The sequence below is a fragment of the Streptococcus sp. HMSC077D04 genome (assembly GCF_001808785.1).
Lineage (GTDB): Bacteria > Bacillota > Bacilli > Lactobacillales > Streptococcaceae > Streptococcus > Streptococcus mitis_BX.
The window spans coordinates 36,539-60,348 of record NZ_KV794516.1; the positions used below are offsets into that span (position 1 = coordinate 36,539).

Annotated in this window: 21 protein-coding genes, 1 tRNA gene, 1 other RNA gene and 2 pseudogenes; 2 read left to right on the forward strand and 23 right to left on the reverse strand. The window is 42.1% G+C overall.

Translation table 11 applies throughout. The features are described from left to right. Window positions 1-35: 35 nt before the first annotated feature. From HMPREF2701_RS02795 to HMPREF2701_RS02840, 10 genes are all read right to left on the reverse strand, one after another. A complete protein-coding gene (locus HMPREF2701_RS02795; protein ID WP_070482045.1) occupies window positions 36-3,761 on the reverse strand; it encodes a phosphoribosylformylglycinamidine synthase in 3,726 nt (1,241 codons plus the stop codon). A gap of 56 nt (window positions 3,762-3,817) precedes the next feature. Then, a complete protein-coding gene (locus HMPREF2701_RS11610) occupies window positions 3,818-3,961 on the reverse strand; it encodes a phosphoribosylaminoimidazolesuccinocarboxamide synthase (protein ID WP_079211609.1) in 144 nt (47 codons plus the stop codon). Between the two features lies 1 nt (window position 3,962). Continuing rightward, complete coding sequence (gene purC / locus HMPREF2701_RS02800) at window positions 3,963-4,670, reverse strand: phosphoribosylaminoimidazolesuccinocarboxamide synthase (RefSeq protein ID WP_049486701.1); 708 nt, start codon at window positions 4,668-4,670, stop codon at window positions 3,963-3,965. Window positions 4,671-4,839: 169 nt separating this feature from the next. Then, the gene (comB, locus tag HMPREF2701_RS02805; protein ID WP_070482046.1) at window positions 4,840-6,189 is read right to left on the reverse strand and encodes a competence pheromone export protein ComB; all 1,350 of its coding nucleotides are present in this window, start codon (window positions 6,187-6,189) and stop codon (window positions 4,840-4,842) included. 12 nt (window positions 6,190-6,201) lie between these two features. After that, complete coding sequence (comA, locus tag HMPREF2701_RS02810) at window positions 6,202-8,355, reverse strand: peptide cleavage/export ABC transporter ComA (RefSeq protein WP_070482047.1); 2,154 nt, start codon at window positions 8,353-8,355, stop codon at window positions 6,202-6,204. A 355-nt stretch (window positions 8,356-8,710) separates the two neighbouring features. Beyond that, window positions 8,711-8,899, reverse strand: coding sequence for a hypothetical protein (locus HMPREF2701_RS11435; protein WP_061590448.1), 189 nt, complete (start codon window positions 8,897-8,899; stop codon window positions 8,711-8,713). Window positions 8,900-9,118: 219 nt separating this feature from the next. Continuing rightward, window positions 9,119-9,355, reverse strand: coding sequence for an acyl carrier protein (locus tag HMPREF2701_RS02825; RefSeq protein ID WP_004269958.1), 237 nt, complete (start codon window positions 9,353-9,355; stop codon window positions 9,119-9,121). 5 nt (window positions 9,356-9,360) lie between these two features. Then, entirely contained in the window at window positions 9,361-10,353 is a 993-nt protein-coding gene (gene plsX, locus HMPREF2701_RS02830) for a phosphate acyltransferase PlsX (RefSeq protein WP_061590449.1), read from the reverse strand. Further along, window positions 10,350-11,120, reverse strand: a complete 771-nt coding sequence (recO, locus tag HMPREF2701_RS02835) for a DNA repair protein RecO (RefSeq protein WP_049487896.1) — start codon at window positions 11,118-11,120, stop codon at window positions 10,350-10,352. The genes plsX and recO overlap by 4 nt, the downstream gene beginning before the upstream one ends. Next, window positions 11,117-12,286 (reverse strand): pyridoxal phosphate-dependent aminotransferase, encoded by a 1,170-nt coding sequence (locus HMPREF2701_RS02840; RefSeq protein ID WP_004269960.1) that lies wholly within the window; start codon window positions 12,284-12,286, stop codon window positions 11,117-11,119. The genes recO and HMPREF2701_RS02840 overlap by 4 nt, the downstream gene beginning before the upstream one ends. 340 nt (window positions 12,287-12,626) lie before the next feature. Here HMPREF2701_RS02840 and HMPREF2701_RS02845 point away from each other — a divergent pair, with 340 nt between their 5' ends. Then, entirely contained in the window at window positions 12,627-13,637 is a 1,011-nt protein-coding gene (locus HMPREF2701_RS02845; protein ID WP_061590450.1) for a YeiH family protein, read from the forward strand. 227 nt (window positions 13,638-13,864) lie between these two features. Here HMPREF2701_RS02845 and HMPREF2701_RS02850 read toward each other — a convergent pair whose 3' ends face one another. The 12 genes and pseudogenes from HMPREF2701_RS02850 to HMPREF2701_RS11000 form a co-directional block, all read right to left on the reverse strand. Beyond that, window positions 13,865-14,302 (reverse strand): CoA-binding protein, encoded by a 438-nt coding sequence (locus tag HMPREF2701_RS02850; protein ID WP_061590451.1) that lies wholly within the window; start codon window positions 14,300-14,302, stop codon window positions 13,865-13,867. A gap of 116 nt (window positions 14,303-14,418) precedes the next feature. Next, window positions 14,419-15,387 (reverse strand): ribose-phosphate diphosphokinase, encoded by a 969-nt coding sequence (locus tag HMPREF2701_RS02855; protein ID WP_000010168.1) that lies wholly within the window; start codon window positions 15,385-15,387, stop codon window positions 14,419-14,421. Window positions 15,388-15,532: 145 nt separating this feature from the next. Then, entirely contained in the window at window positions 15,533-16,348 is an 816-nt protein-coding gene (locus HMPREF2701_RS02860) for a PrsW family intramembrane metalloprotease (protein ID WP_070482049.1), read from the reverse strand. Between the two features lie 24 nt (window positions 16,349-16,372). Next, the gene (locus tag HMPREF2701_RS02865; RefSeq protein WP_004237611.1) at window positions 16,373-16,870 is read right to left on the reverse strand and encodes a beta-class carbonic anhydrase; all 498 of its coding nucleotides are present in this window, start codon (window positions 16,868-16,870) and stop codon (window positions 16,373-16,375) included. 72 nt (window positions 16,871-16,942) lie between these two features. Then, on the reverse strand, window positions 16,943-18,304 hold the full coding sequence (gene radA / locus HMPREF2701_RS02870; RefSeq protein WP_080976026.1) for a DNA repair protein RadA: 1,362 nt from the start codon (window positions 18,302-18,304) through the stop codon (window positions 16,943-16,945). Between the two features lie 13 nt (window positions 18,305-18,317). Further along, window positions 18,318-18,875 (reverse strand): histidine phosphatase family protein, encoded by a 558-nt coding sequence (locus HMPREF2701_RS02875; RefSeq protein ID WP_186821212.1) that lies wholly within the window; start codon window positions 18,873-18,875, stop codon window positions 18,318-18,320. Then, window positions 18,835-19,278: a dUTP diphosphatase gene (locus tag HMPREF2701_RS02880; RefSeq protein WP_070482051.1), complete on the reverse strand. Its 444-nt coding sequence runs from the start codon at window positions 19,276-19,278 to the stop codon at window positions 18,835-18,837. The genes HMPREF2701_RS02875 and HMPREF2701_RS02880 overlap by 41 nt, the downstream gene beginning before the upstream one ends. A gap of 56 nt (window positions 19,279-19,334) precedes the next feature. Continuing rightward, window positions 19,335-19,432, reverse strand: an RNA gene (ffs, locus tag HMPREF2701_RS02885) — signal recognition particle sRNA small type. A 32-nt stretch (window positions 19,433-19,464) separates the two neighbouring features. Continuing rightward, on the reverse strand, window positions 19,465-19,932 hold the full coding sequence (tadA, locus tag HMPREF2701_RS02890; protein ID WP_049487500.1) for a tRNA adenosine(34) deaminase TadA: 468 nt from the start codon (window positions 19,930-19,932) through the stop codon (window positions 19,465-19,467). A gap of 199 nt (window positions 19,933-20,131) precedes the next feature. After that, entirely contained in the window at window positions 20,132-21,418 is a 1,287-nt protein-coding gene (locus HMPREF2701_RS02895) for an adenylosuccinate synthase (RefSeq protein WP_001832534.1), read from the reverse strand. A gap of 230 nt (window positions 21,419-21,648) precedes the next feature. Further along, window positions 21,649-21,885 carry a sigma(X)-activator ComW gene (comW, locus tag HMPREF2701_RS02900; RefSeq protein WP_049487499.1) on the reverse strand — a complete coding sequence of 79 codons (237 nt, stop codon included), beginning with the start codon at window positions 21,883-21,885 and terminating at the stop codon, window positions 21,649-21,651. Between the two features lie 268 nt (window positions 21,886-22,153). Then, window positions 22,154-23,458 (reverse strand): annotated as a pseudogene (locus HMPREF2701_RS11000) (IS3 family transposase). A 53-nt stretch (window positions 23,459-23,511) separates the two neighbouring features. Here HMPREF2701_RS11000 and HMPREF2701_RS10605 point away from each other — a divergent pair. Further along, window positions 23,512-23,641: pseudogene (locus HMPREF2701_RS10605) on the forward strand (ISL3 family transposase); the annotation flags it as partial. 95 nt (window positions 23,642-23,736) lie between these two features. Here HMPREF2701_RS10605 and HMPREF2701_RS02920 read toward each other — a convergent pair. Then, window positions 23,737-23,810: transfer RNA gene (locus HMPREF2701_RS02920), tRNA-Asn, on the reverse strand.

A 23,810-nucleotide genomic window follows, 5' to 3' on the forward strand; every position in this document is an offset into this window, starting at 1 on the left:
ATTACTGATACTATCTATTAGAAAATCTGCAAGTCTTATTTCCCAGTAAAATATTTAACAGCTGATGCAAAGAGGTGCTGGTCTTTATTTCCTGGGATGTTTTGGAAGAGACCGTCTTCATAACGTTCTGAGTGTCCCATTTTACCGATGATTTGACCATTCTTGCTAGTAATTCCTTCGATGGCATGGACAGAACCATTCGGATTGAACTTAGAATCCATACTTGGTTTTCCATCAAAGTCAACATATTGGCTGAAGATTTGTCCATTGTCACGGAGTTCAGCGAATTCCTCAGCCGTCACGACAAACTTCCCTTCACCGTGCGAAACAGGAATAGCGTGGATATCGCCCACTTGCACCCCAGTCAACCATGGCGAGTTGGTATTGGCAATCCGGGTTTCCACCATCTTAGCCACGTGTTGGTTGGCATCATTATAGAAGAGGGTTGGGCTCGTACTGCTGGCATCTTCAAAGTTTCCGTATGGAAGAAGACCTGATTTGACCAAAGCCTGGAATCCATTACAGATACCGATAATCAAGCCACCACGAGCGATAAAGCCATCAATCGCTGCACGCACTTTTTCATTGAGCAGAATGTTGACGATAAACTTGGCTGATCCATCTGGTTCGTCCGCAGCTGAGAATCCACCTGCAAAGAAGAGAATGTTAGCCTTGCCGATATTGTCAACCATGGTTTCAACTGACTTGACAATAGCTTCTTCATTCAAGGTTACAAATGGTACCAAGTTGATCTCTGCACCTTCTTTTTCAAATGCCTTAGCTGAGTCATATTCTGAGTTGGTTCCTGGAAAGACTGGGATATAAACCACAGGTTTTTCAACCTTTTCTTTGGCATTAATCACAACATCTGATGCCACAGCTGGTACTTCAGCCAGTTCTTTGGCTTGGGCAAACTCTGTTGGGTAAACTTCTTCCAGTTTTCCTTGGAAGGCATTGTCAAGTTTGTGTCCATCTAACTTCACACCGTTGACAAGAAGTGTAAAGTTGGCTTTCGTTTGACCAATCTTCTCTACTCCAGCGATTTCTTCAGGAGATGTGAAGACAAATCCGCCTAGCTGAGCTGTCAAAGAACTTCCAAGTTCAGGCAAGGTTACCTCTGCACCAATATGATTCCCAAAAGTAGCAAGAGCCAAACTTTCAACCACACCACCATATTTGACAGCTGAAGCAGATGTCACTTTGTGACCAGCTTGGATGTCTTTAAACTGAGCAAAATTAGACTTAATCAAGTCAAAATCAATCTCTGTAGAGAGGGCTTGACCTGGGATGTAGTAGATATTTTCACCAGCAACCTTGAACTCAGGAGAAAGCACATTACGGCTATCTGCCGTCGTCACCCCAAAGGCAACCAAGGTTGGCGGAACGGTCAATTCTTCAAAAGTACCAGACATGGAGTCCTTACCACCGATAGATGGCAAACCAAGTTGGATTTGTGCTTCGATAGAGCCTAGAAGAGCTGCTACTGGCTGACCAAAACGCTCAGCTTGTTTATCCATGCGCTCGAAATACTCTTGGTAAGAGAAACGAGCCTTAGACCAGTTTGCGCCAGCAGCCACCAAACGAGCAGTTGCTTCGATAACCGCATAAGCAGCACCGTGGTATGGAGACCATTCAGCTACATATGGGTTGAAACCTTGAGCCATGACTGAGGCAGTATGAGTCACACCGTGTTGTACAGGCAATTTCTGCACAGAAGCCTCAGTCGGTGTGAGTTGGTAGCGACCACCAAGTGGGTGGTTGACAGTCGAACGTCCGACAGAGCAATCAAAGATGGTTTGCAAGCCTTTTTGACTAGCGTGGTTGAGGTCTGATAGAACCGTAAGGGTATCTGCTTCCAGTGTTTCTACGCTTGTAGTACGTTCTTCTGGAAGCTTGACATCCTTGTCAACGACCTTAGCATCGACAACCACACGTACACCATTGGTATCAAGGAAGCGACGTTCCAAGTCCACAATTGTCTCACCATTCCAGTGCATGACAAGATTTGGTTTTTCAGTCACTGTCGCAACCACAACAGCATCAATATTTTCTTTGTTACATTCAGCAACGAAGGCATCTACATCCTCAGGACGCACCACAACCGCCATCCGTTCTTGTGATTCAGAGATGGCAATTTCGGTACCATTTAAGCCCTGGTATTTAAGAGGCACCTTGTTGAGGTCAATTTCAAGACCGTCTGCCAATTCACCGATGGCTACACAGACACCACCAGCACCAAAGTCGTTAGATTTCTTGATAAGACGAGTGACATTGCCATTACGGAAAAGGCGTTGAATCTTGCGTTCTTCTATAGCATTCCCTTTTTGAACCTCAGCACCAGCAGTCTCCACAGATTCAACTGTTTGAACCTTAGAAGAACCTGTCGCACCACCAACACCATCACGTCCTGTCTTACCTCCAAGGAGAATAATCACATCTCCCGCTTCCGGTTTTTCACGGACCACATTGCCCTTAGGAGCCGCTCCGACAACAGCACCTAGCTCCATGCGTTTAGCCACAAAGCCTGGGTGGAAATACTCACGAACGTAGGTCGTTGCAAGCCCAATCTGGTTACCATATGAAGAATAACCATGAGCCGCTGTTTTAGAAATAACCTGTTGTGGCAGTTTACCAGCACGAGTTTCTGAAATCGGTGTGGTAATATCTCCAGCACCCGAGATACGCATGGCTTGGTAGACATATGAGCGACCTGACAATGGATCACGAATGGCTCCACCGATACAGGTAGCAGCCCCACCAAATGGTTCAATCTCAGTTGGGTGGTTGTGAGTTTCATTTTTAAACATGAGGAGCCAAGGTTCCTTGATACCATCAACGTCCACTTCGATTTCTACTGAGCAGGCGTTTATTTCATCAGACACTTCCATATCGTCCAAACGTCCATTAGCACGCTCATAACGACCGAAAATAGTCGCCATATCCATCAAGGTTTGTGGTTTTTCAGAACGCCCCAACTCATCACGCATGGCAATATATTTTTCATAGGTTGACTGCAATTGTTTTTGGAATTTAGAAGCTGAAAAGTCGATGTGTTTCAATTCAGTCTCGAAAGTGGTGTGACGGCAGTGGTCAGACCAGTAAGTGTCCAAAACCTTGAGTTCAGTCTCAGTTGGCACGCGCCCGATTGACTTAAAGTAGTCTTGGATAAAGAGCAAATCATCCACTTCCATTGCCATCCCTTGCTCGGCTTTGTAGCGGGCAAAATCTTCTGCTGTATAGCTTTCAAAGAAAGTCAATTTAGGAATGGTCTTGTCTGACTCTGAAAATTCCTGCTTGGCAATCCCTGTCGTGATGTCCTTGAAACGAGAATCAACTGGATTGAGCAAGTAGTTCTTGACCGCTTCCAACTCAGTCGCATCAATATCTTTATTCACCAAGTAAAGTTGGGCTGTATTAACCGTTACATCACTCGAACTTCCTAGTAAAAGCAAGGCTTCCTGTGAAGAAGCCGCACGCTGGTCAAACTGCCCTGGCAGGCTTTCAATAGCAAAGAAAGCATAGTTAGCAAGATCCGCCTGCACAGTCGCTTCGTCCAAGACGTGGTCTGTCACCTGCTCAGAGAAGATGTGTTTCTCTGCAGGCGCAAACAGGTCCTTAGCCAAGTTAAAGACATCATACACTTGCACAATACGAATACTTTTCAAGCTTGAAAGTCCCAAGTTATGCTGGAGTTCTCTAACCAAACTCTCTGATTTGACCTGAAAATCAGCCTTTTTTTCAACAAAAATACGTTTATCCATCAATTCTTATTCCTTTATTTCAGCTCTTACAATGTTCCCAAACAGCCTTGAGGTTGTTATTTCAATTCCTGCAACTTTTCCCAGACAATCTCGTAAACGTCTGTTAGCTCTCCTAATCCCCTACGGAGTGAAAAGGTCTGGGGGACCTTTTCAGCCTGAGTCCTTTTAGTTGAGAGACGAAGGTTTTCCGTTGCAAACAGATTATTTCAAATCTTGCAGCTTCTCCCAAACAACTTCATAAACATCGGTTAACTCACCTAGTCCCCTACGGAAAACATCCTTATCCATGTGGTTGCCATCCGCATCCCACAAGCGACAGTTATCCGGTGAAAATTCATCTGCTAAGATAATCTTGCCATCCTTGTCAAAACCGAACTCTAGCTTAAAGTCAATCAACTTAAGCCCAATCTCAGCAAACCAGACTTTCAAAAGTTCATTGATACGACGGGTTTCTTCCTTCAAGTAGGCAATCTGCTGGTCATCCGCAATCTGTAGGAATTTCACATGCTCATCATTGATGAATGGATCATCCAAATCATCATTTTTGTAGTAAAATTCAACAATCGGAGTCTCCAAGGCGATTCCTTCGTCTACGCCAAAACGTTTTGAAAAGGAACCAGCCGTGTAGTTGCGTAGCACGACTTCCAAAGGAATGATTTCCACCTTTTTATTGAGTTGTTCCGTGTCTGAAATTTTCTCCACAAAGTGAGTCTCCACACCAGCCGCATTTAATTTCTCAAAAATAAAAGATGAAATCTGATTATTCAACACTCCCTTGCCCGCAATCTGCTCCTTCTTAACACCATTGAAAGCAGTCGCCTGGTCCTTGTAAGTTGAAATAATAAGATTTTCATCCTCAGTTGTATAGATATCTTTAGCTTTTCCCGAATAGATCAATTGTTTTGACATTTTAAAGTTCGCCTTTCGTATTACTTGAGCACATTCTACCATAAAAAACCTAAAATTACAAGAATTTAACCGAATAAATAGAACAATAATCTCAAAAAACGTAAAGAAAAAACTGCAAGAAGCATCTTTCTCACAGTTTTAAAATCATTTAACTCTAAAAACACGAACATTACTCTTTGTTCAAAAATTGATCCAAATAATAGCGCAGGTAACTTTTCTTGCCCGTAATCATCTGTAGGCGACCTTCCACCCCGTACCGAAGTTTTTCAGCCTGCTCAGAAGTTAGATTAGTCTCCGCCTCGATTTTAAAGAAATTCCCTTTTTCAGTCTTAGTAGCTATCGCATCAATACTTGTAATAGTAGAATCTAGGAAAAGTTGATTCTTGGCATCATGAGTCGTCGTATAGCGAACAGAATCACCGACCTTGATCCTTGCTACATCCTTTGAACTAAGATAAGCTGTTAGTTTAGCTTTCCCTTCTTTTTCCAAGGAAGGATAGAGTTGGGCTAGTAGAGTCCCCTCTGCTACCATGGTAGAATCACTGGTCTCAGAATTAAGATGAAGCACCCCATCCTCACTCGCCGTAATTTTCCCCTTGTCTAAAAGATTTCCCTGTACCTTCCTACCTGACTCTGCCTCCAAGATTTTCTGGTCTAGAAGGGTCAATTCTTGACCAACCTTTGCCAAGTGTTGGGATTTGAGAGACTCCAATTGACTGCTTAAGCCTGACGCATAGGCTTGCTGGGTACCTGAACCTGCATACTGAATACGGTAAGTAGCAAGACTGGATTCTAACTGAGAGAGCTGTGCTTCTACCTGAGCAACAGCCTGAGCCTTAGATTGCGGATTTTCCTCGCCCTGAGACTTGTAGGACTGGTAGAGAGAATAGGCTAGATTCTGATTGGCCAAGGAAGCACCTGTTTCAATAGCTGACTTAGCTGTCTGGTAATCGCGAATTTTAGCCTCTGTTTGGCTGATGAGGTTGCCGATTTCGGCTTGGGTTTGGCTAGCTGCTGCATTCTGGGACGCGATGGTCTCATTTTGTTGCGATGTACTAGCCCTAAGACTGCCTGCTTGACTGATGTAGTCGCGAAAGGTGGCTTGGTAGCCAAACTTATCCTCCTCTGGAAAGTAATCCGTCCCTTCTTGCAGGCTCTTTTGCAAATACTCCAATTGCTTTTTTTGATCCTTGAGCATGTCCAACTGACTAGCATAGGCCTCCGCTTGGACACCCTCTGCCCCTTCCTGATATTGAACCAACAGTTCTCCCTTTTTTACCAGCTTATTTTCTTCCAAATGATTAACAAGAATGCGATTGTTGCTAGTTGACTGGATATTTGCCAGGATACGACTAGGCTCGACAGTAGCTCTAGTAGACAAACTCATCTCCTTCTCTGCAAATGTTGCAAAGCCAAGCAAAAACACGAGCAAAAGCGACATGGGGACAATCACCCGACTAGAAAAATTATGGTAACGACGATTATAAAACTCCGCACTTTCTAAAAATTCTGGTTTCATCCTCTCCTCTTTCTAGCTATTGACCAAATGGGCGTAAAATCCACCCTGTGCAAGCAAATCAGCATGCTTTCCTTCTTCAACAATCTTGCCCTGATCCAAAACAACCACCTTCTCTGTCCGCTCAGCAATGGTCAAGCGGTGGGCGATGAAAATCAAGGTCTTGTCCAAAGCCATGAGATTATCGACAATTCGCTTCTCTGTCAAAATATCCAAACTGCTGGTCGCCTCGTCCAAAATCAAGACCGGTGCATCTGTCAAGAGAGCACGCGCCAGAGCTATTCTCTGACGTTGACCACCTGAGATTCCTGCCCCATCTGAAGTCAATTCTGTCTGGTAATTCAGTGGCATGCGCTCAATGTCCTCCCGCATCTCTGCCAATTCGACCGCCCGTAAGATATCTTCCTGTGTCGTCCCCTCCTTGGCTCCAAGGAGAAGATTGTCCAAAATCGTCCCGTTAAAGACATAGGGCTGTTGAGGCAGATAGTTAATATACTGGCGCAGGGCCTTTTTGTCAATCTGATTAAGATTGACACCACCCAGACTAATCTCTCCCTGACTTGGGTCGTAAAAATTAACCATCATCTTGGCCAAAGTCGTCTTACCTGACCCCGAAATCCCCACAAAAGCCACCTTAGAGCCTTGGGGAATGGTCAAATTGATATCCGACAAGACATCTCGACCATAGCCATACTTGTAGGAAACCTGCTTGAAAGTCATCTCTCCCTTCATCAAGCTCAGATCCTCAACCGTTTTCTTCTCCTCAAACTCCGAAGCTACCAGATAAACCTCATTCAGACGGTTATTGGCAACCTGCGCTGTCTGAAGCTTAGTTTGCAGGTTGATGATATTTTCCAAAGGATTAGTAAAGTAAACCAGCAAGGTATTATAGGTAATCAACTGCCCCAAACTCATCTTGCCATCCATGACCAGAACAGCCCCCATCCAGAGAATGCCGACATTGAGCAAGAGATGGGCAACCTTTTTCAGAGCCTTTTGCTGACTCTCTGCTCGACTATAGGTAAAGGATTTTTTCAGATAATCCACAAATTCCTTGTCAATCTTTTGGTAACGCTGACTTTCACTGGTCAAGGACTTGATAGTTTCAATACCATTGATGTCCTCAATGATAGAAGAAGACAGAACCGCATTGGCTTCCATGGTATCCCGATTCATCTTTTCAAACGGCTTCATAAAGGCAAAGATAATCACTGTGTAGATAGGGAGCGCCAATAAAGTCATGAAAAAGAGATTGGTATTTTGTGAAAATAAAACAAGGGAAATAATGACAACCGTTGATACATCTAGGAAAATCGAAAGAATGGTCGAAGCCAGCGCATCAATGATACTGTTAGCATCCGTGAAACGAGACACGATTTCCCCTGTACGACGTGTCGCAAAAAAGGACATAGGCAGGTGAAAAACATGCTTGATATAGGACAAAATCACATCAATAGACAAGCGTTGCCCCAAAACAAGTAAGAGATACTCCTGAGCGTAAGACAAGATTTGCTGGAGAATATAGACGATAACCAGCCCAATAGAAATAATCCCAAGCGTCGAACGCATCTGATCTGGCACATAGGTATCAATGATAGACTGCAGATAATAAGAACCCACAATGTTAATCAAGGTTACCAAGAGTGTTGCCAAAACGATATTAGCAATCAAGCCACGCTGCTTCACTAATATAGGGATAAAAGAGAGCAGACCATTCTTTTGATCCTTATGAGGCTTGTAGTCTGGACTAGGTGCCATAAAAAGAGTCACTCCTGTCCATTCTTCCGCAAAACGCTCACGTGACAGTTTGGTCAATTTCACCCCAGGATCCGGATCGGCAATATGAATGCTATCCTTATCCTGCCCAGTCACCACATAGTAGTGGAGCAATTTCCCTTCCTTAAGCACATGGGCAACAAAAGGAAAAGTCAAATCTGGCAAGTCAAAGAGCGTCATATCCGCCTTAATTGCTCGCGTCTCAAAACCAATTTCCTCTGCCACCTTGACCAAGCCCAAAGCCGTTGTCCCATCCATGGTTGTCTTGGCCAATTCTCGCAAGTGAGCCAAAGAATAATAACTACCATAGTAGCCAAAAACCATGGCTAATGAAGCTACACCGCAGTCCATCTGATCCACCTGCGGACGATAGTGACGTTTCCCAAATTTCATATTCATCTCCTTTTTCCTAATACTCAATGAAAATCAAAGAGCAAACTAGGAAGCTAGCCGCAGGCTGCTCAAAACACTGTTTTGAGGTTGCAGATAGAACTGACGAAGTCAGCTCAAAACACTGTTTTGAGGTTGCAGATAGAACTGACGAAGTCAGTAATCATACCTACGGCAAGGCGACGTTGACGTGGTTTGAATTTGATTTTCGAAGAGTATAAACTCATCTGATAATACCTATCTTACCCCAATCCCCAAACAAAAACTGGACTTCCTTCCCAAATGCGCCTATCTACCTCCCAAATGCACTTTTTGGATAAAAAATAGGCAGAACAAACGTCCTACTTAAAATATATATTTATTTCTTTTTCTTCCTAACTTTTTTGTCAATCATATACAAAACGATAATCGAAAATAGCGGTGGTACAATATAACTCTTTTCACTCATTGTCAGCTGAAATCCCAGAGTTGCTAGTATCTTAAAGATGAAAATATTCATCAAAAATAGAAAAACAAATACTAAAAAATATCCTACAACCTTCTTCATTTCTTTTCTTCAACTTTCCTAATTTCTATAACTATTTTATCAAAAATATATGTAAAACTCCAAATAAATACCTCAACTGCACTTTCTTGGCAAAAAAATAGGCAGAACAAGCGCCCTGCCTAAAATATATATTTATAAAGATTAAAATGTAGATAATTGTCAAATAGGATATTTATATACATTCTTAGCAACATGCAACTCCTCTTATCTTGCTTCTTGCTATTCTTTACGTTTGACGACTTCTACCACATCCCCTACACTTTGGAGTTGGTCAATTTCCTCATCGCTGATTTCGATATTAAATTCATCTTCCAGTGTCAAGATAAACTCCATCAAATCAACTGAGTCAGCATCCAAGTCGTCTTTCAGACTCAAGGATTCTGTCACGACAAAGTCTTCTCCCTGTCGCTCTTGGATAATGGTCACAATACGGTCAAAAATTTCTTTTTCTGTCATCTCTTTTATTCTCCTGAAAATTCACGCGCAGTCTTGACAACTACGTCTGTTTCTAACATGGTACGAATCTGGCGAATCGTACTATAAACAGCCTTGGCATCGCTTGAGCCATGAGTCTTGACAACCGGTGCCTTGACACCAAACAAGACTGCTCCACCAACATCTGAGTAGTTGAGCTGTTTTTTCAAACCTCTGAGGCTGTCCTTGAGAAGGAGGGCGCCTAGTTTCGCTCGGAGACCACCACCAGTGATGGAGTTCTTGAGCAAGCCCATGATTCCCATAGCTGTCCCTTCAATGGATTTGAGCACAGCGTTTCCCGTGAAACCATCTGCCACAACAACATCTGCAACGCCATTCATCAAATCACGCGCTTCCACGTTTCCGATAAAGTTTAAACTTTCATCAGCCACCAGTAATTCATAGGTTTCCTTACGAAGCGGGTCGCCCTTACTACTCTCTGTTCCGTTATTGAGCAAGCCAACACGTGGTTGCGCAATTCCACGAACATTTTTAGCATAGAAGGATCCTAGAACCGCGTATTGATGGAGGTGCTGGGCTGTATTTTCCGCATTAGCACCGAGGTCTAGCATGTCAAAACCTTTCCCATCAATAGTCGGCAAGGTTGACATAAGCCCTGGTCGGTCGATATTCTTGATACGACCCACGATGAAAAATCCTGCTGCTAGTAAAGCACCTGTATTTCCTGCGGAAAGAACAGCATCTGCTTCACCCTCTTTGACAGCCTTGGCCGCCAAGACCATACTGGCATTTTTCTTCTTCCGAATAGCTCTCGTAGGTTCATCGTCTGAATCAATCTTCTCATCCGTATGGATAATGCTGACGCGCTCTGTGGCTTTCAGATATTGCTTGATTTTAGCTTCATCTCCGTAGAGTTGAACCTCGATATCTGAAAAGTCAGCTAGGGCTTGATTGACACCCTCAACGATGGCTTGAGGTGCGTAATCGCCCCCCATGGCATCTACTGCGATTTTTTTCATTTATTTTCCTCTTTTAGTAATTGTCCCCAGTCGGATAGGGAATCAATAAATTTCTTTGATTTTAGGTGAATCCCAACGTACTCTTCGTATAGTTGATCCATAAATTGGCGTAGCTCTTGCTTGATTTCAGGCTTAAGCGAAATGGTCTCCAAAGTCTCAAAATCAATGGCTTGAAACTGATTGAGCAAATAAGGGATATTGGGATTGAGATGGCAACGTCTCTCATCCTCATGATAATGCTCTGGGCAGAGGCAGGCTCCATATTTGAAAGAAAAGTCAAAAGCCTGACCGATCCGATGACAAAAGACACACTCATTAAAATTGAGGCTGATTCCAAATCTGGTCAAGATTTGAATTTCAAAAATATTAGTCAAAACCTGATAATCCAAGCCTGCTTCCATCAACTCCAAAGTCTTTTGCAAAAAAGCAAACAAGGGAGCATCCTGCTGATTGTCCTGCAGACTAGCATCTGCAAGAGCTGCCACATAGGTCGCATAGGCCATGACAAAGAGGTCGCTATTAATCTTTGGAAAGGTCATCACCTCATGATAGTCCTCGATGTAACTAAGCCCATCATCATTAATTCGCAAGAGAAATCGTGCCAGCACTAAGGGCTGAATAACCGGAGCCAGCTTAGACTGACCAGCGTGTTTGACAAAAAACATCCGCTTACCAGCTTGCTCTGTAAAAATCTTAACGAGCTTGTCATCCTCCCGAAAATTGCGATTGTAGAGCACCAAGCCTTGACTCGTGATAGACTGAATCATGCTTCTCTCATGTACTCCTCAAGTCGTTTCATGGCTTCTTTGATAGTCTCCATACTAGCTGCATAAGATAGGCGAACATAGCCTTCCCCGTAACGTCCAAAGGCGGCACCAGGGATAAAGGCAACGGCCTTCTTCTGTGCAAAATCCTTGAGAAAGGCAAAGGAGTCTTGACTGTAGCCCGCTGGAATCTTAGCAAAGATATAAAAGGCACCGTCTGGTTTGGTAATCTCAAAACCAAGAGCAGTCATCTTTTCGATAATATAGTCCCGACGCTGGATGTATTCCTTCTTCATCGACTCCGCATCGTTTTTACCAGCCGTCAAGGCTTCTACCGCAGCATGTTGAGCCATGGTATTTGCGGCAGTCACCAAGTACTGGTGACTCTTGATTAACTGGGCTGTGAAGGCCGCAGGAGCGAAAATCAGACCCAAACGCCAACCTGTCATAGCATGCGATTTCGACAAACCATTGATAATAATAGCCTGATCTCTCAACATAGTTCCTAGAGACACATGGGCTTCACCTGTGTAGGTCAATTCTGAGTAAACCTCATCACAAACAACGAAAATCTCATACTTGCGTAAAACAGCTGCCAAGGCTTCCAACTGCTCCCGACTATAGGTAATTCCTGTCGGGTTGGCTGGATAGTTGAGAATAACTGCTTTGAGCTTGTCTCCTTGCTCCAAAATGGCCTTTTCCAACATCTCAGGAGTCAAGACAAAACCATTTTCAGTCGTATCAATCTCGACAATCTCTGCCCCAACTAGATTGACAATCGGTTCATAGCCTGGATAGGCAGGGGCTGGTAAGAGCACCTTGTCGCCCTCTTCCAAAATAGCCGTCAAAGTAGCAGATAAAGCCTCTGTTGCCCCAATTGTAACCAAGATTTCATTTTCAGGAGCATAGTCCAGTTGGTACTTTTCCTTAACAAAATCACTAGCCGCCTGACGTAGAGTCAGCAGACCACTCATCCCTGTATAGTAGGATTGGTTCTGGTCAATCGCCCGCTTAGCCGCCTCCTTGACATGATCTGGCGTTGTAAAATCAGGTTCCCCCAAGGTCAAACGCAAGACCCCAGGAATCTCCGAAATAGCCTGGTCAAACTGACGAATCAACGAAACTTGAATCTTATCTAACTGTTTATTAAAGCGCTTAGTTAAGTCCATAGATACCTCCTACTTTCGAAACGTATCTCTATTATACTACAAAAGCCCCCCGACCGCAAAAATACATTAGAGAATAACGCTAGCATAACAAATTGAAGTATTTAAAATGAATTTATTGCAACTCCACTAACGGACTTAGTTTGGATTAGATAAGCACGACAAAAAAATACCAGAGGTGGAGCTCTAGTATCTTTGTTTTTGCCAAGACTTCGTTACAGTTCTTATAAAATTATTATCACATGATTAGCGCTACTTGTCAAATAATTGTTAGCTCCACTTTCTATTTTACTTTTCCTATTTACAGGTCTATAATGGTAACAGATTCTATTTGGAGGTTTTTATGTCATTTCTATCCAAAAATGGAGCAGGCATCTTGGCCTGCCTTCTCATTTCTATCGTATCTTGGTTTCTAGGAGGACTTTTCCCCGTCGTGGGTGCACCTGTCTTTGCAATTTTTGCTGGAATGCTCCTCCACCCCTGGCTCTCATCCTATAAACAACTGGATGCGGGATTGACCTTTAGTTCCAAGAAATTACTCCAATATGCCGTTATCTTGCTTGGTTTTGGTCTCAATATCTCGCAAGTCTTCGCAGTTGGGCAATCTTCGCTCCCTGTTATCCTGTCCACCATTTCAATAGCCTTGATTGTTGCCTACCTCTTCCAGCGTTTCTTTGCACTGGACACAAAACTGGCTACCTTGATTGGAGTAGGTTCTTCTATCTGTGGGGGCTCTGCCATTGCAGCAACAGCGCCTGTTATTCACGCCAAGGAAAAGGAAGTAGCCCAAGCCATCTCCGTTATCTTTTTCTTCAATGTCTTGGCTGCACTCATCTTTCCAACCCTAGGTACCTGGCTTCATCTATCCAATGACGGCTTCGCCCTCTTTGCAGGAACTGCGGTCAATGATACTTCCTCTGTAACGGCTACCGCCAGTGCCTGGGACAGTCTCTACCAGACTAATACCCTCGAATCTGCAACCATTGTCAAACTCACGCGCACCCTAGCTATCATCCCCATCACTCTCTTTCTCTCCTACTGGCAAAGTCGTGAACAAAAAAATAAGCAAGGCTTGCAACTGAAAAAAGTCTTCCCACTGTTTATCCTTTACTTTATCCTCGCATCTCTCCTAACCACCCTACTGACCTCTCTCGGGGTATCCAGTAGTTTCTTTACCCCTCTCAAACAACTTTCCAAATTTCTCATTATCATGGCCATGAGTGCTATCGGACTCAAAACAAATCTGGTCGCTATGGTCAAATCCAGTGGAAAATCCAGTGTTCTAGGAGCCATCTGCTGGATTGCCATCATCCTCACCAGTCTTGGTATGCAGACCCTTATCGGCATTTTCTAATACTCTTTGAAAATCTCTTCAAACCACGTCAACGTCGTCTTGCCGTATATATGTGACTGACTTCGTCAGTCTTATCTACAACCTCAAAACAGTGTTTTGAGCATGACTTCGTCAGTTCTATCTGCAACCTCAAAACAGTGTTTTGAGCAACCTGCGGCTAGCTTCCTAGTTTGCTCTTTGATTTTCATTGAGTATAATAAAAAGGTAGCCCACCAGCTACCTTTTTCTTATGCTTCCTCAATCAAGCGTGTATGTTCTCTCTTAATACAACGATTCATCACGATATCATCACATCCACCAGCACGCAAGATTTCTTCCGCTTCTAGACTTTCAAGTCCTAGCTGTGCCCAAAAAATCTTAGCATCAGCTTTGAGAAAATCACGCGCCACATCAGGCAAAAACTCGCTGCGACGGTAAACATTAACAATGTCTACAGGAAAAGGAATCTCTGCTAGGCTAGCATAAGCCTTTTCACCCAAGATTTCGCCACCTGCCGCCTTAGGATTGACTGGGATGATTTTATAACCCCGAGCCTGCATTTCCTTGGTCACTCGATTGCTGGTTGTTTCCTCACGGTCTGACAAACCTACCACAGCAAGGGTTTTACTCGCTGCGAGATACTGACGAATCACGCCATCACTTGGATTGATAAATTCTTGACTCATAGAAATCCTCCTTTTCATCAGTATAGCACATTTTGAAAAGGCTTGCAGATTTTGGCTACAAAAAAGCTCCTAGCAGTTCACTTCTGCTAGGAGTATGTTTTATTCTAAGCGAAAACTTAAATCTTTTTCTCAATACTGAAAAGTGGAGAAAGTGGGCGTTTTTCATGGATACGTACGATAGCATCCCCTAATAGGTGAGCGATTGAAATCTGCTCAATCTTATCAATCAAACGCTCTTCTGGGAGATAGATGGTATCCAAAACAACCAATTTCTTAATAGCTGAATTTTGGATATTGTCCATAGCAGGACCAGAAAGAACTGGGTGCGTACAGCTTGCATAGACTTCAACAGCACCAGCTTCCGCAAGGGCATCTGCCGCATGACAAATCGTTCCAGCTGTATCAATCATATCATCAATCAAGATACAAGTCTTGCCTTCGACCTTACCGATGATGTTCATGACTTCACTAGTATTCATCTTATCAACGCTACGACGTTTATCAATGATAGCGATAGATGTTTTCAAAAATTCTGCCAACTTACGGGCACGAGTCACCCCTCCATGGTCTGGGCTGACAACCACATAGTCAGAACCAACCATACCACGACGCTCAAAATAATCCGCAATCAGAGGAGCCCCCATCAAGTGATCCACAGGAATATCAAAGAATCCTTGAATCTGCGCAGCATGCAAGTCGATTGTCAATAAACGATCCACTCCAGCTACTTCAAGCATATTTGCAACAAGTTTTGAAGTGATTGGCTCACGCGCTCTCGCCTTTCTATCCTGACGTGCATACCCATAGTAAGGCATGACAACATTGACAGATTCTGCACTCGCACGCTTCAAAGCATCCACCATAATCAAAATTTCAAGCAGATTGTCATTTACAGGCGAACTAGTTGATTGTAAGATAAAGACGTGTTTCCCACGGATTGATTCTTCAATGTTGACCTGAATCTCTCCATCTGAAAATTGGCGAACACTTGATTTCCCCAACTCTATCCCAATCTCCTGCGCCACACGTTTTGCCAATTCTTGATTAGAAGAAAGGGCAAACAGCTTTAAATCAGAAAAAGACATGATTTCCTCCGGTATATATGTATCGCTTGTGCTTTTCACAAGATTTTTCCATTTACCATTGTAGCGCTTTTTGCACTATTTTTCAATCAAAAATAAAAGAAGGGCACCATATTTGTACCCTTGCATCATTCTTTTAAAAAATATTCTAGTTCATCAACTCATTGTGTTTCTCAACAAAACGATAAGCCTGATAAAAACCATAGAGAGTAATAGCCGTAACCACTGGAATCGCTAAAGGCAACTCTGTCTCCAATTCAACAAAAGGAGAATTAAACAAGAAGTGAGTTCCCAAGGCTAAACCTAGGAAAATAAGCCCCTGTTTCTTGCCAACCTTCTGCCCTTTATAGGCTCTGTAAAGCAAGTAAACACCTACTACAGCCAGACCTGAAAAAGTCCAGTGAGAGGCAATTCCTGAGATGATACGCTCTAAAATTCTCGAAATAGTAAAGTCAAATCCCTCTGGCAAATCCGTACGAATATAGCCAATATCCTCAATCATTTGAAATCCCAAACCAGAAGCAATCCCTAGTAAAAACAAAGATTTTAATTTTCGCACAGGAACCAAAACTAAAACAAAGACAAGTGGCAATAATTTCAAGGGTTCTTCTACCAAAGGAGCCACAATAGCACTTTCAAAAGCATTTAAAAATCCACTATCTGGGAAAAGAACACCCAGCAAGTCATGGATATATGTATTAGCAAAGCTAGACAGCCAACCTGAAAGGAACATCCCACCCAATAAAGACAAAATCAAGGCCTTCTTTGGCAATTCCCATTTTTTCCCAATACGGAAAAGGAAATAAAGAGCCGGAATCATGTAAAAGAGAGCTAGAAAGATAGAAACTCCCATTAGTCCATATTCCGCACCTGACATCGAACCATCCGTATAGTAGATAGTTTCATACTGCAAACCAATACATAGCAATAAGATAAAAATAAATAAAATACTGTTTTTCTTCATACACTTTCTTTCTAAATGAAGTATTTATAATTCTACGACTGTCATACTTCCTGTATCCACATCGTAAATGGCACCAGAGATAATGACATCATCTGGTATTAGGGGGGATTCGATAAGGAGTTGCATATCCTCGCGTACACTCTCCTCTATATCTTGGAAGGGCAAAAAGTCCTGATCTGACACATCGACACCTAGTTCCTCTTTCAGATACTCCTGAAAAGGTCCATTTTCAAAGGTCTGAGCACCACAGTCTGTATGATGCAATACCACAATTTCTCTTGTCCCCATTTGTTGCTGGGAAATAACTAGCGAACGAATCATGTCCTCAGTCACTCGACCACCTGCATTCCGCAAAATATGAGCATCCCCAAGTGCCAAACCTAGAGCTTGTGCAACGTGCAAACGTGAATCCATACAGGTCACAATAGCTACTCTGGTTTTGGGTTTGAGTGGTAGATTTAACTGCCCATGTAGGGCAACATAAGCCTGATTGGCTTGCATAAACTGTTCAAAATACGACATGATTCCCTCCTCGAAAATTTGATAGTCAAATATTCTTCCTATCTTATCATTTTTAAGAGGATTTGTCACGGATTATGCAAAGACCTTTTTCAAAACTTCCTGAATCGTTGTCACCCCAATGACCTGAATTTCCTTGGGTGGAGTGATTCCTGTCAAGGAATTATTGGGTACATAAATCTTAGTAAAGCCCAGTTTAGCAGCTTCATTGATACGTTGCTCGATACGATTCACGCGCCGAATCTCTCCTGTCAAACCAAGTTCTCCTACAAAACATTCCTGAGGATTGGTTGGCTTATCTTTGTAACTAGAAGCAATGGCAACAGCAACGGCTAAGTCAATGGCAGGTTCATCCAATTTGACACCACCAGCAGATTTGAGATAGGCGTCCTGATTTTGCAAGAGAAGTCCTGCCCGCTTTTCCAAAACAGCCATAATCAAGCTAGCACGATTAAAATCAAGTCCTGTCGTAGTACGCTTGGCATTTCCAAACATGGTAGGTGTCACCAAAGCCTGAACCTCCGCCAAAATCGGACGCGTCCCTTCCATGGTCACAACGATTGATGAACCAGTCGCCCCATCCAAACGCTCTTCTAGGAAAACTTGACTCGGATTGAGTACCTCAACCAATCCGCCTGACTGCATCTCAAAAATCCCAATCTCATTAGTGGAGCCAAAACGGTTTTTGACCGCTCTCAAAATACGAAAGGTATGGTGGCGCTCTCCTTCAAAGTAAAGCACTGTATCCACCATATGCTCCAACATTCTCGGCCCAGCTAAGGTTCCTTCCTTGGTCACATGGCCTACGATAAAAATAGCAATATTGTTGGTCTTAGCCAACTGCATAAGCTCAGCGGTTACCTCACGCACTTGAGAAACAGATCCCTGTACCCCTGAAATCTCAGGAGACATGATGGTTTGAATGGAGTCGATGATGAGAAAGTCTGGCTGAATTCTTTCTACCTCTGCGCGAACACTCTGCATATTGGTCTCTGCATAGAGATAAAACTCGCTATCAATATCTCCCAAGCGCTCTGCTCGTAGCTTAATTTGCTGGGCAGACTCCTCCCCACTGACATAGAGAACTGTCCCCACTTGGGACAACTGGGTTGAGACTTGTAGGAGAAGCGTTGACTTCCCAATCCCAGGATCCCCACCTATGAGTACGAGACTTCCTGGTACCACTCCGCCTCCAAGTACACGGTTAAATTCCTCCATCTCCGTCTTGGTTCGATTGACGTTGATTGACGTCACCTCAGCCAGTTTCATGGGCTTGGTTTTCTCACCTGTCAAGGACACACGCGCATTCTTGACCTCGGCAACCTCAACCTCTTCTACAAAAGAAGACCAAGACCCACAGTTGGGACAACGCCCCAGATATTTAGGGGAATTATAGCCACAATTTTGACATACAAATGTCGCTTTTTTCTTTGCGATAATAAACCTCTTTCTATATTTCTAACTCACACTCAATCACTTGGCAAAAATCAATCTTCTCATTTGGCACAAACTGACGCATGAGCATTCGATGAGCAACAACTACCACAGTCTGATGTTCTCGATACTTAGACATACATTCTAGAAACCGAGACTTCATCTCCGCAGCTGTCTCATATTGAATAGGACTATTAGGAAGTAACTCCCCCTTATTTTCTAGAAACATAGTACGAGCTTTTTCAAAATTATCTGTGCCACTTTCATAGACCTGCCATTCATGCAATAATGGCTCCACTCTTAAAGGAAGTCCCGTAGTACAGGCCACATAAGAAGCCGTTTCTAAAGCTCTTGTGACTGCAGAAGATATGATTATTTCAGCTGAAGGGAATAAAGGATTGGTGCTCAGTTCCTGAGCCTGCTGCCGTCCCTTATCAGATAAGGGCGCCAAATCTATCCCAAATCCCGTATAAGAACGCTCCTCTAACTCACAATAATCTGGCTCACCGTGACGTACAAAGATAATCTTCATCCTAGTGCCCTGTCGATCCAAATCCACCAGTTCGCACGCCATCAGCTGCATCTCCATCTGCAATTAAGAAAGGAGCAAAGACAGCCTGGACCACACGTTCCCCAACTTCGAGAATCACTTCTTGGTCTGTGATATTCTTCATCTGCGCAAAAATATGCCCTTCATTTCCAGGATTTCCATAATAATCCCCATCAATGACCCCAACTGAGTTAACTAAAACCAACCCCTTCTTACGAGGGTTTGAAGAACGATCATAGAGGTAGAGAACCTCAGTCGGTTGCATATAAGCCTTAACCCCTGTCGGAACCAAGACAATCTCTCCTGGCGCAATAACTGTACGCACAGCAACCTTTAAGTCGTAACCAGCCGCATGAGCTGTCTCACGCTTGGGCAATAAATTTTCATCTGTAAAACTAGAAACCAATTCAAAACCACGAATTTTCATCATCTTCTCTTTTCTATTATCATTTATTCTAGATTATTCTATCTTATTTATTCGGAAAAAGCACGAAAAAAAGAGCACACAATTCAAATCGCTTAGGGCTGCTGGATTCCTCCCCTGACCCGCTTCACGCAGAACTGTTGCTCCACTATTTATTATATCACATTCCTATTCATTTTAAAAGCAAAATTATTTTTTACGGCGATTTCTAAAAAAGTCCTGCATAATAGCTGCGCATTCATCTTCCAAAATTCCCGTTTCAACCTCTACACGATGGTTAAGACGCTCATCTGTCAAGATATCGTACAAACTCCCAGCAGCGCCAAATTTCTGATTTTTAGCCCCGTAGACCACGTTTGGAATACGGGCAAGTCCAATCGCCCCACTACACATAACACACGGCTCAATGGTCACAAAAAGCGTGCAATCAAGCAAGCGCCAGCTCTCCTCACTCAGATTCGCATTCTCTATGGCCATAACTTCCGCATGCATAACCGCTCGCTGCAGTTCCTCACGCGCATTATGCCCACGGCCAATGATTTCTCCGTCCTTGACAATCACACAACCAATTGGAATTTCATCGTGTTCAAGAGCAATCTCAGCCTCTCTCAAGGCTTCTCTCATGAAGACTTCTTTTTCTTCAACTGTATAATTCATCCGTTTCTCTTTTCCTACTTATCGATTTTATTATTATATCATGAATCCCAAGACAAAAAAAGCCACCGAATGCGGTGACTTTATAGGGAGATTATTATGAAAAAGAAAAGTTTAGGATATTTGTTACAACAAGTTAGGAGGTCTTCTTGTAACTGTCTATAGTATACCCGACCTATCTTAAACAAATCTTAAAAATCTCTTAGGACCAAACACTTTCTAAAATATTTGTTTGTTCACGACCAGGACCTACTGAGAAAGTAGAAATACGAACGCCAACCAATTCACTCACACGACGAACATAGTTACGCGCATTCTCAGGAAGATCTTCCAAATTACGAACTCCGGTAATATCTTCTGACCAACCTGGCAACTCTTCATAGATAGGCTTGCAACGTTTCAATTGCTCAAGACTAGCCGGATAGTAGTCAATACGTTGACCATCAAGATCATAGGCCACACAAATCTTCACTGTATCTAAACCACTCAAAACATCGATAGAGTTCAATGAAAGGTTAGTGATACCAGAAACACGACGACTATGACGCATTACAACTGAATCAAACCAACCCACACGACGTGGACGACCAGTTGTTGTACCATATTCATGACCTACTTCACGGATACGTTCTCCCACTTCATCAAACAACTCAGTTGGGAAAGGACCATCTCCTACACGACTCGTATAAGCTTTACATACACCTACAACCTTGTCAATCTTGCTTGGCCCGACACCTGAACCAATCGTAACACCACCAGCCACAGGGTTTGATGACGTAACAAATGGATACGTACCTTGGTCGATATCTAGCATAACACCTTGGGCACCTTCAAAAAGGACGCGTTTACCATTATCAAGCGCATCATTCAAGATAACAGATGTATCTGTTACATATTTCTTGATTTGTTGACCATATTCGTAATATTCTTCAAAAATATCATCGAAGGCAATCGCTTTACTGTCATACAATTTTTCAAATAGACGATTCTTTTCAGCAAGGTTACGTTCTAAACGCTCACGGAAAATATCTTTATCCAAAAGATCTGCGATACGAATCCCAACACGAGCAGCCTTGTCCATATAAGCTGGACCAATTCCCTTAATTGTAGTACCAATCTTATTGTCGCCCTTAGCTTCTTCTTGCAAGCGATCCAACTCGATATGATAAGGCAAAATAACATGCGCGCGATCAGAAATACGCAAGTTATCAGTTGTCACACCCTCCTCATGAAGATAGCTCAACTCTTTTACAAGAGATTTAGGATTTACAACCATTCCGTTACCAATAACAGAGATTTTTTCAGGGAAGAAAATTCCAGATGGAATCAAGTGCAACTTAAATTTCTTACCATCAATCACAATCGTGTGACCTGCATTATCACCACCTTGGTAACGTGCAATCACTTCTGCATTCGCTGAAAGGAAGTCTGTAATCTTCCCTTTACCTTCATCACCCCACTGGGTACCTACAACAACAACTGAAGTCATAATCTTGTCTGAGCCCTCAGGCTCTTCCTTTCTCACATACATGGCAGGACTCTCACCTGCAATTATATCTTACAATTTATTATAAGAAAAAATCGCCTTTTTATCAAGAAGAAACAATAGAAAGATTTGCTATTTCCAACTATTAAAAAATGTTTTAGAAAAAATTCCGGCTATTTATCATTATTTTCCCACAAAAAATTAAATTTGTTCGGAAATTAACTCATACTGTCTCAACAAGCAACAAAACCTTGTTTCATTATCAATTTTTCAAGATACAAACGATAAGCAACACGATAATGGTAAACAATAAAATCCCGATGATTCCCAATGCTATATCGGAAAAGATAATAAATCAAAAATTTAAAATGAAAATGTTCCCAGTCAAAATGATCTCCGAAGAACGTACCATACTCTTCTTCAATATTTCTATAAAAATCCGTCATCTGCTCATAAATCTTTTGTAACATAAGCCTATACCCCTTTACTTTTTATAAGCTTATTCTAACAAAAAATTTTACACATTCACTATCAATTCCTGAATTGCTTAAAAACCAACCTCAACAAGAAAACAAATAGAAAAAGTTGACAGAATAGGAACAAATTTACTACCTAAATTAGACTATTATAGACCTTATTAACTGTGTTAAATACTAAAAGAGACTGAGGTAAAAATCTTAAATTGAGAAAAACGCATAGCATCAGATTGTACTGACCCCAAAAAGTTAGACAATTAATTTATCTGAAGGATTTAGTTCTGTATTGCACAGGGCTAAGCCCTTTTAGTTTTACCTTAATTCGTTTATTGTTGTAGTAATCAATATAGTCTACAATGGCTTGTTCCAATTGCTAAGCGACTGAAATGACTTCTCATAACCATAAAACATCTCCGATTTCAGAATGCCAAAAAAGGACTCCATCATACCGTTGTCTTGGCTGTTACCTTTACGTGACATGGATGCTTGAATTCCCTTACTCTCTAGGAACCGATGGTAAGAATCGTGTTGGTATTGCCAACCTTGGTCACTATGGAGAATCGTATTCTCGTAGTGCTTCTCTGTGAAGGACTGTTCCAACATGGTTTTTACTTGTGCTAAGTTCGGTGAAGTTGAAAGATTATAGGCAATAATTTCGCTATTAAAGCCATCTAAAACTGGTGATAAGTAAAGCTTTTGAGTACTTGCTGGAATGGCAAATTCTGTCACATCTGTGTAGCACTTTTCCTTTATTTTAGAGCCTTCAAATTGACGTTGAATGAGATTATCTGCCTTCTTACCATGAGAAGAATATTTTCGTTTCTGTCGCATTTTAGCTTGTAAATTGAGTACTTTCATCAAGCGTTGAACTCTTTTCTGATTTACCAGATAACCACGATTTCTTAGTTCTAAATGAATCCGACGATAACCATAATTTCCTTTGTGTTTGATAAAAATAGATTGAATTTCAGCTTTAAGCTCTTGGTTCTTATCTGGTTTGTCTAGCTGTTTCAAGTGATAGTAGTAGGTCGAACGAGCTAGTTTAATGGCTTTTAGAAGAATATCTAACGAAAACTCAGTCATTAATTCTTGAACAATTTCTGTCTTTCTTCTTTCTCTTTTTTCTCCTTCAATCGGAGTTCTCTCAACTTTTTTAGGATGGCATTCTCCGCTCTCAGGTACTCATTTTCTGCTTGAAGACGTTCTAATTCTGTCCTCTCTTCAGGTCTCTTTTTTGGCTTACGTCCCATTTTAGGTACTCTCCCTCTTGTTTTCTCAACAATAGTATACCCGTTTTTCTTGTATTGTGCTAGCCAGTTAAGAAGTATCGTACGACTTGGGAGGCCGTATTCAAGAGAAACTCTATCTTTAGTCCAGCCTTCATGTAAGACTTTATGAATCATTTCTTGTTTTAAATCAGGAGAATAGTAACGATTTTTTCCTTTTTTGACGAACTCTATTCCGTAACGATCAATCAATTTAATCATGTATCTAAGATTAGAATTGTTTATCCCAAATTTATTTGAAAGCTTCTCTAGCTATATCCTTATTTTCTAAGTTCATAGATCTAAACTTTATCATCATATGTTAATTTCATAATAAAAACACCCCAAAAGTTAGATTTTTCAGACTGTTTTTAAAATCTTTCTCAAGGACAAATATAAAATCGTCAACACTTTGAAAACTTCAAAAAAGGATTTTCATCGCTCTAAACATCAAAAAAGAAAGGACAAAATTTGTCCTTTCTAGATATTACCTTTTCTTCAATCCACTACAGTTGACAGAGAGCCTATTTTTACGTTCACGAAAATAAAAAAAGAGGACTAAACCTCTCTTAATTAACTACTCCGCCAGTAGGACTCGAACCTACGACATCATGATTAACAGTCATGCGCTACTACCAACTGAGCTATGGCGGA

What these genes read in the sequence shown, in the direction of transcription:
- comA (WP_070482047.1), bottom strand. Translation starts at nt 8,355, where the DNA reads ATGAAATTTGGGAAACGTCACTATCGTCCGCAGGTGGATCAGATGGAC.
- HMPREF2701_RS02825 (WP_004269958.1), bottom strand. Translation starts at nt 9,355, where the DNA reads ATGACAGAAAAAGAAATTTTTGACCGTATTGTGACCATTATCCAAGAG.
- plsX (WP_061590449.1), bottom strand. Translation starts at nt 10,353, where the DNA reads ATGAAAAAAATCGCAGTAGATGCCATGGGGGGCGATTACGCACCTCAA.
- tadA (WP_049487500.1), bottom strand. Translation starts at nt 19,932, where the DNA reads ATGAATTATACAGTTGAAGAAAAAGAAGTCTTCATGAGAGAAGCCTTG.
- HMPREF2701_RS02795 (WP_070482045.1), bottom strand. Translation starts at nt 3,761, where the DNA reads ATGGATAAACGTATTTTTGTTGAAAAAAAGGCTGATTTTCAGGTCAAA.
- HMPREF2701_RS11435 (WP_061590448.1), bottom strand. Translation starts at nt 8,899, where the DNA reads ATGAAGAAGGTTGTAGGATATTTTTTAGTATTTGTTTTTCTATTTTTG.
- HMPREF2701_RS02875 (WP_186821212.1), bottom strand. Translation starts at nt 18,875, where the DNA reads ATGGCGTGCGAACTGGTGGATTTGGATCGACAGGGCACTAGGATGAAG.
- HMPREF2701_RS02860 (WP_070482049.1), bottom strand. Translation starts at nt 16,348, where the DNA reads ATGAAGAAAAACAGTATTTTATTTATTTTTATCTTATTGCTATGTATT.
- comW (WP_049487499.1), bottom strand. Translation starts at nt 21,885, where the DNA reads ATGTTACAAAAGATTTATGAGCAGATGACGGATTTTTATAGAAATATT.
- HMPREF2701_RS02845 (WP_061590450.1), top strand. Translation starts at nt 12,627, where the DNA reads ATGTCATTTCTATCCAAAAATGGAGCAGGCATCTTGGCCTGCCTTCTC.
- HMPREF2701_RS02880 (WP_070482051.1), bottom strand. Translation starts at nt 19,278, where the DNA reads ATGAAAATTCGTGGTTTTGAATTGGTTTCTAGTTTTACAGATGAAAAT.
- recO (WP_049487896.1), bottom strand. Translation starts at nt 11,120, where the DNA reads ATGATTCAGTCTATCACGAGTCAAGGCTTGGTGCTCTACAATCGCAAT.
- HMPREF2701_RS02865 (WP_004237611.1), bottom strand. Translation starts at nt 16,870, where the DNA reads ATGTCGTATTTTGAACAGTTTATGCAAGCCAATCAGGCTTATGTTGCC.
- HMPREF2701_RS02840 (WP_004269960.1), bottom strand. Translation starts at nt 12,286, where the DNA reads ATGGACTTAACTAAGCGCTTTAATAAACAGTTAGATAAGATTCAAGTT.
- purC (WP_049486701.1), bottom strand. Translation starts at nt 4,670, where the DNA reads ATGTCAAAACAATTGATCTATTCGGGAAAAGCTAAAGATATCTATACA.
- comB (WP_070482046.1), bottom strand. Translation starts at nt 6,189, where the DNA reads ATGAAACCAGAATTTTTAGAAAGTGCGGAGTTTTATAATCGTCGTTAC.
- HMPREF2701_RS02855 (WP_000010168.1), bottom strand. Translation starts at nt 15,387, where the DNA reads ATGTCTTTTTCTGATTTAAAGCTGTTTGCCCTTTCTTCTAATCAAGAA.
- HMPREF2701_RS02895 (WP_001832534.1), bottom strand. Translation starts at nt 21,418, where the DNA reads ATGACTTCAGTTGTTGTTGTAGGTACCCAGTGGGGTGATGAAGGTAAA.
- HMPREF2701_RS02850 (WP_061590451.1), bottom strand. Translation starts at nt 14,302, where the DNA reads ATGAGTCAAGAATTTATCAATCCAAGTGATGGCGTGATTCGTCAGTAT.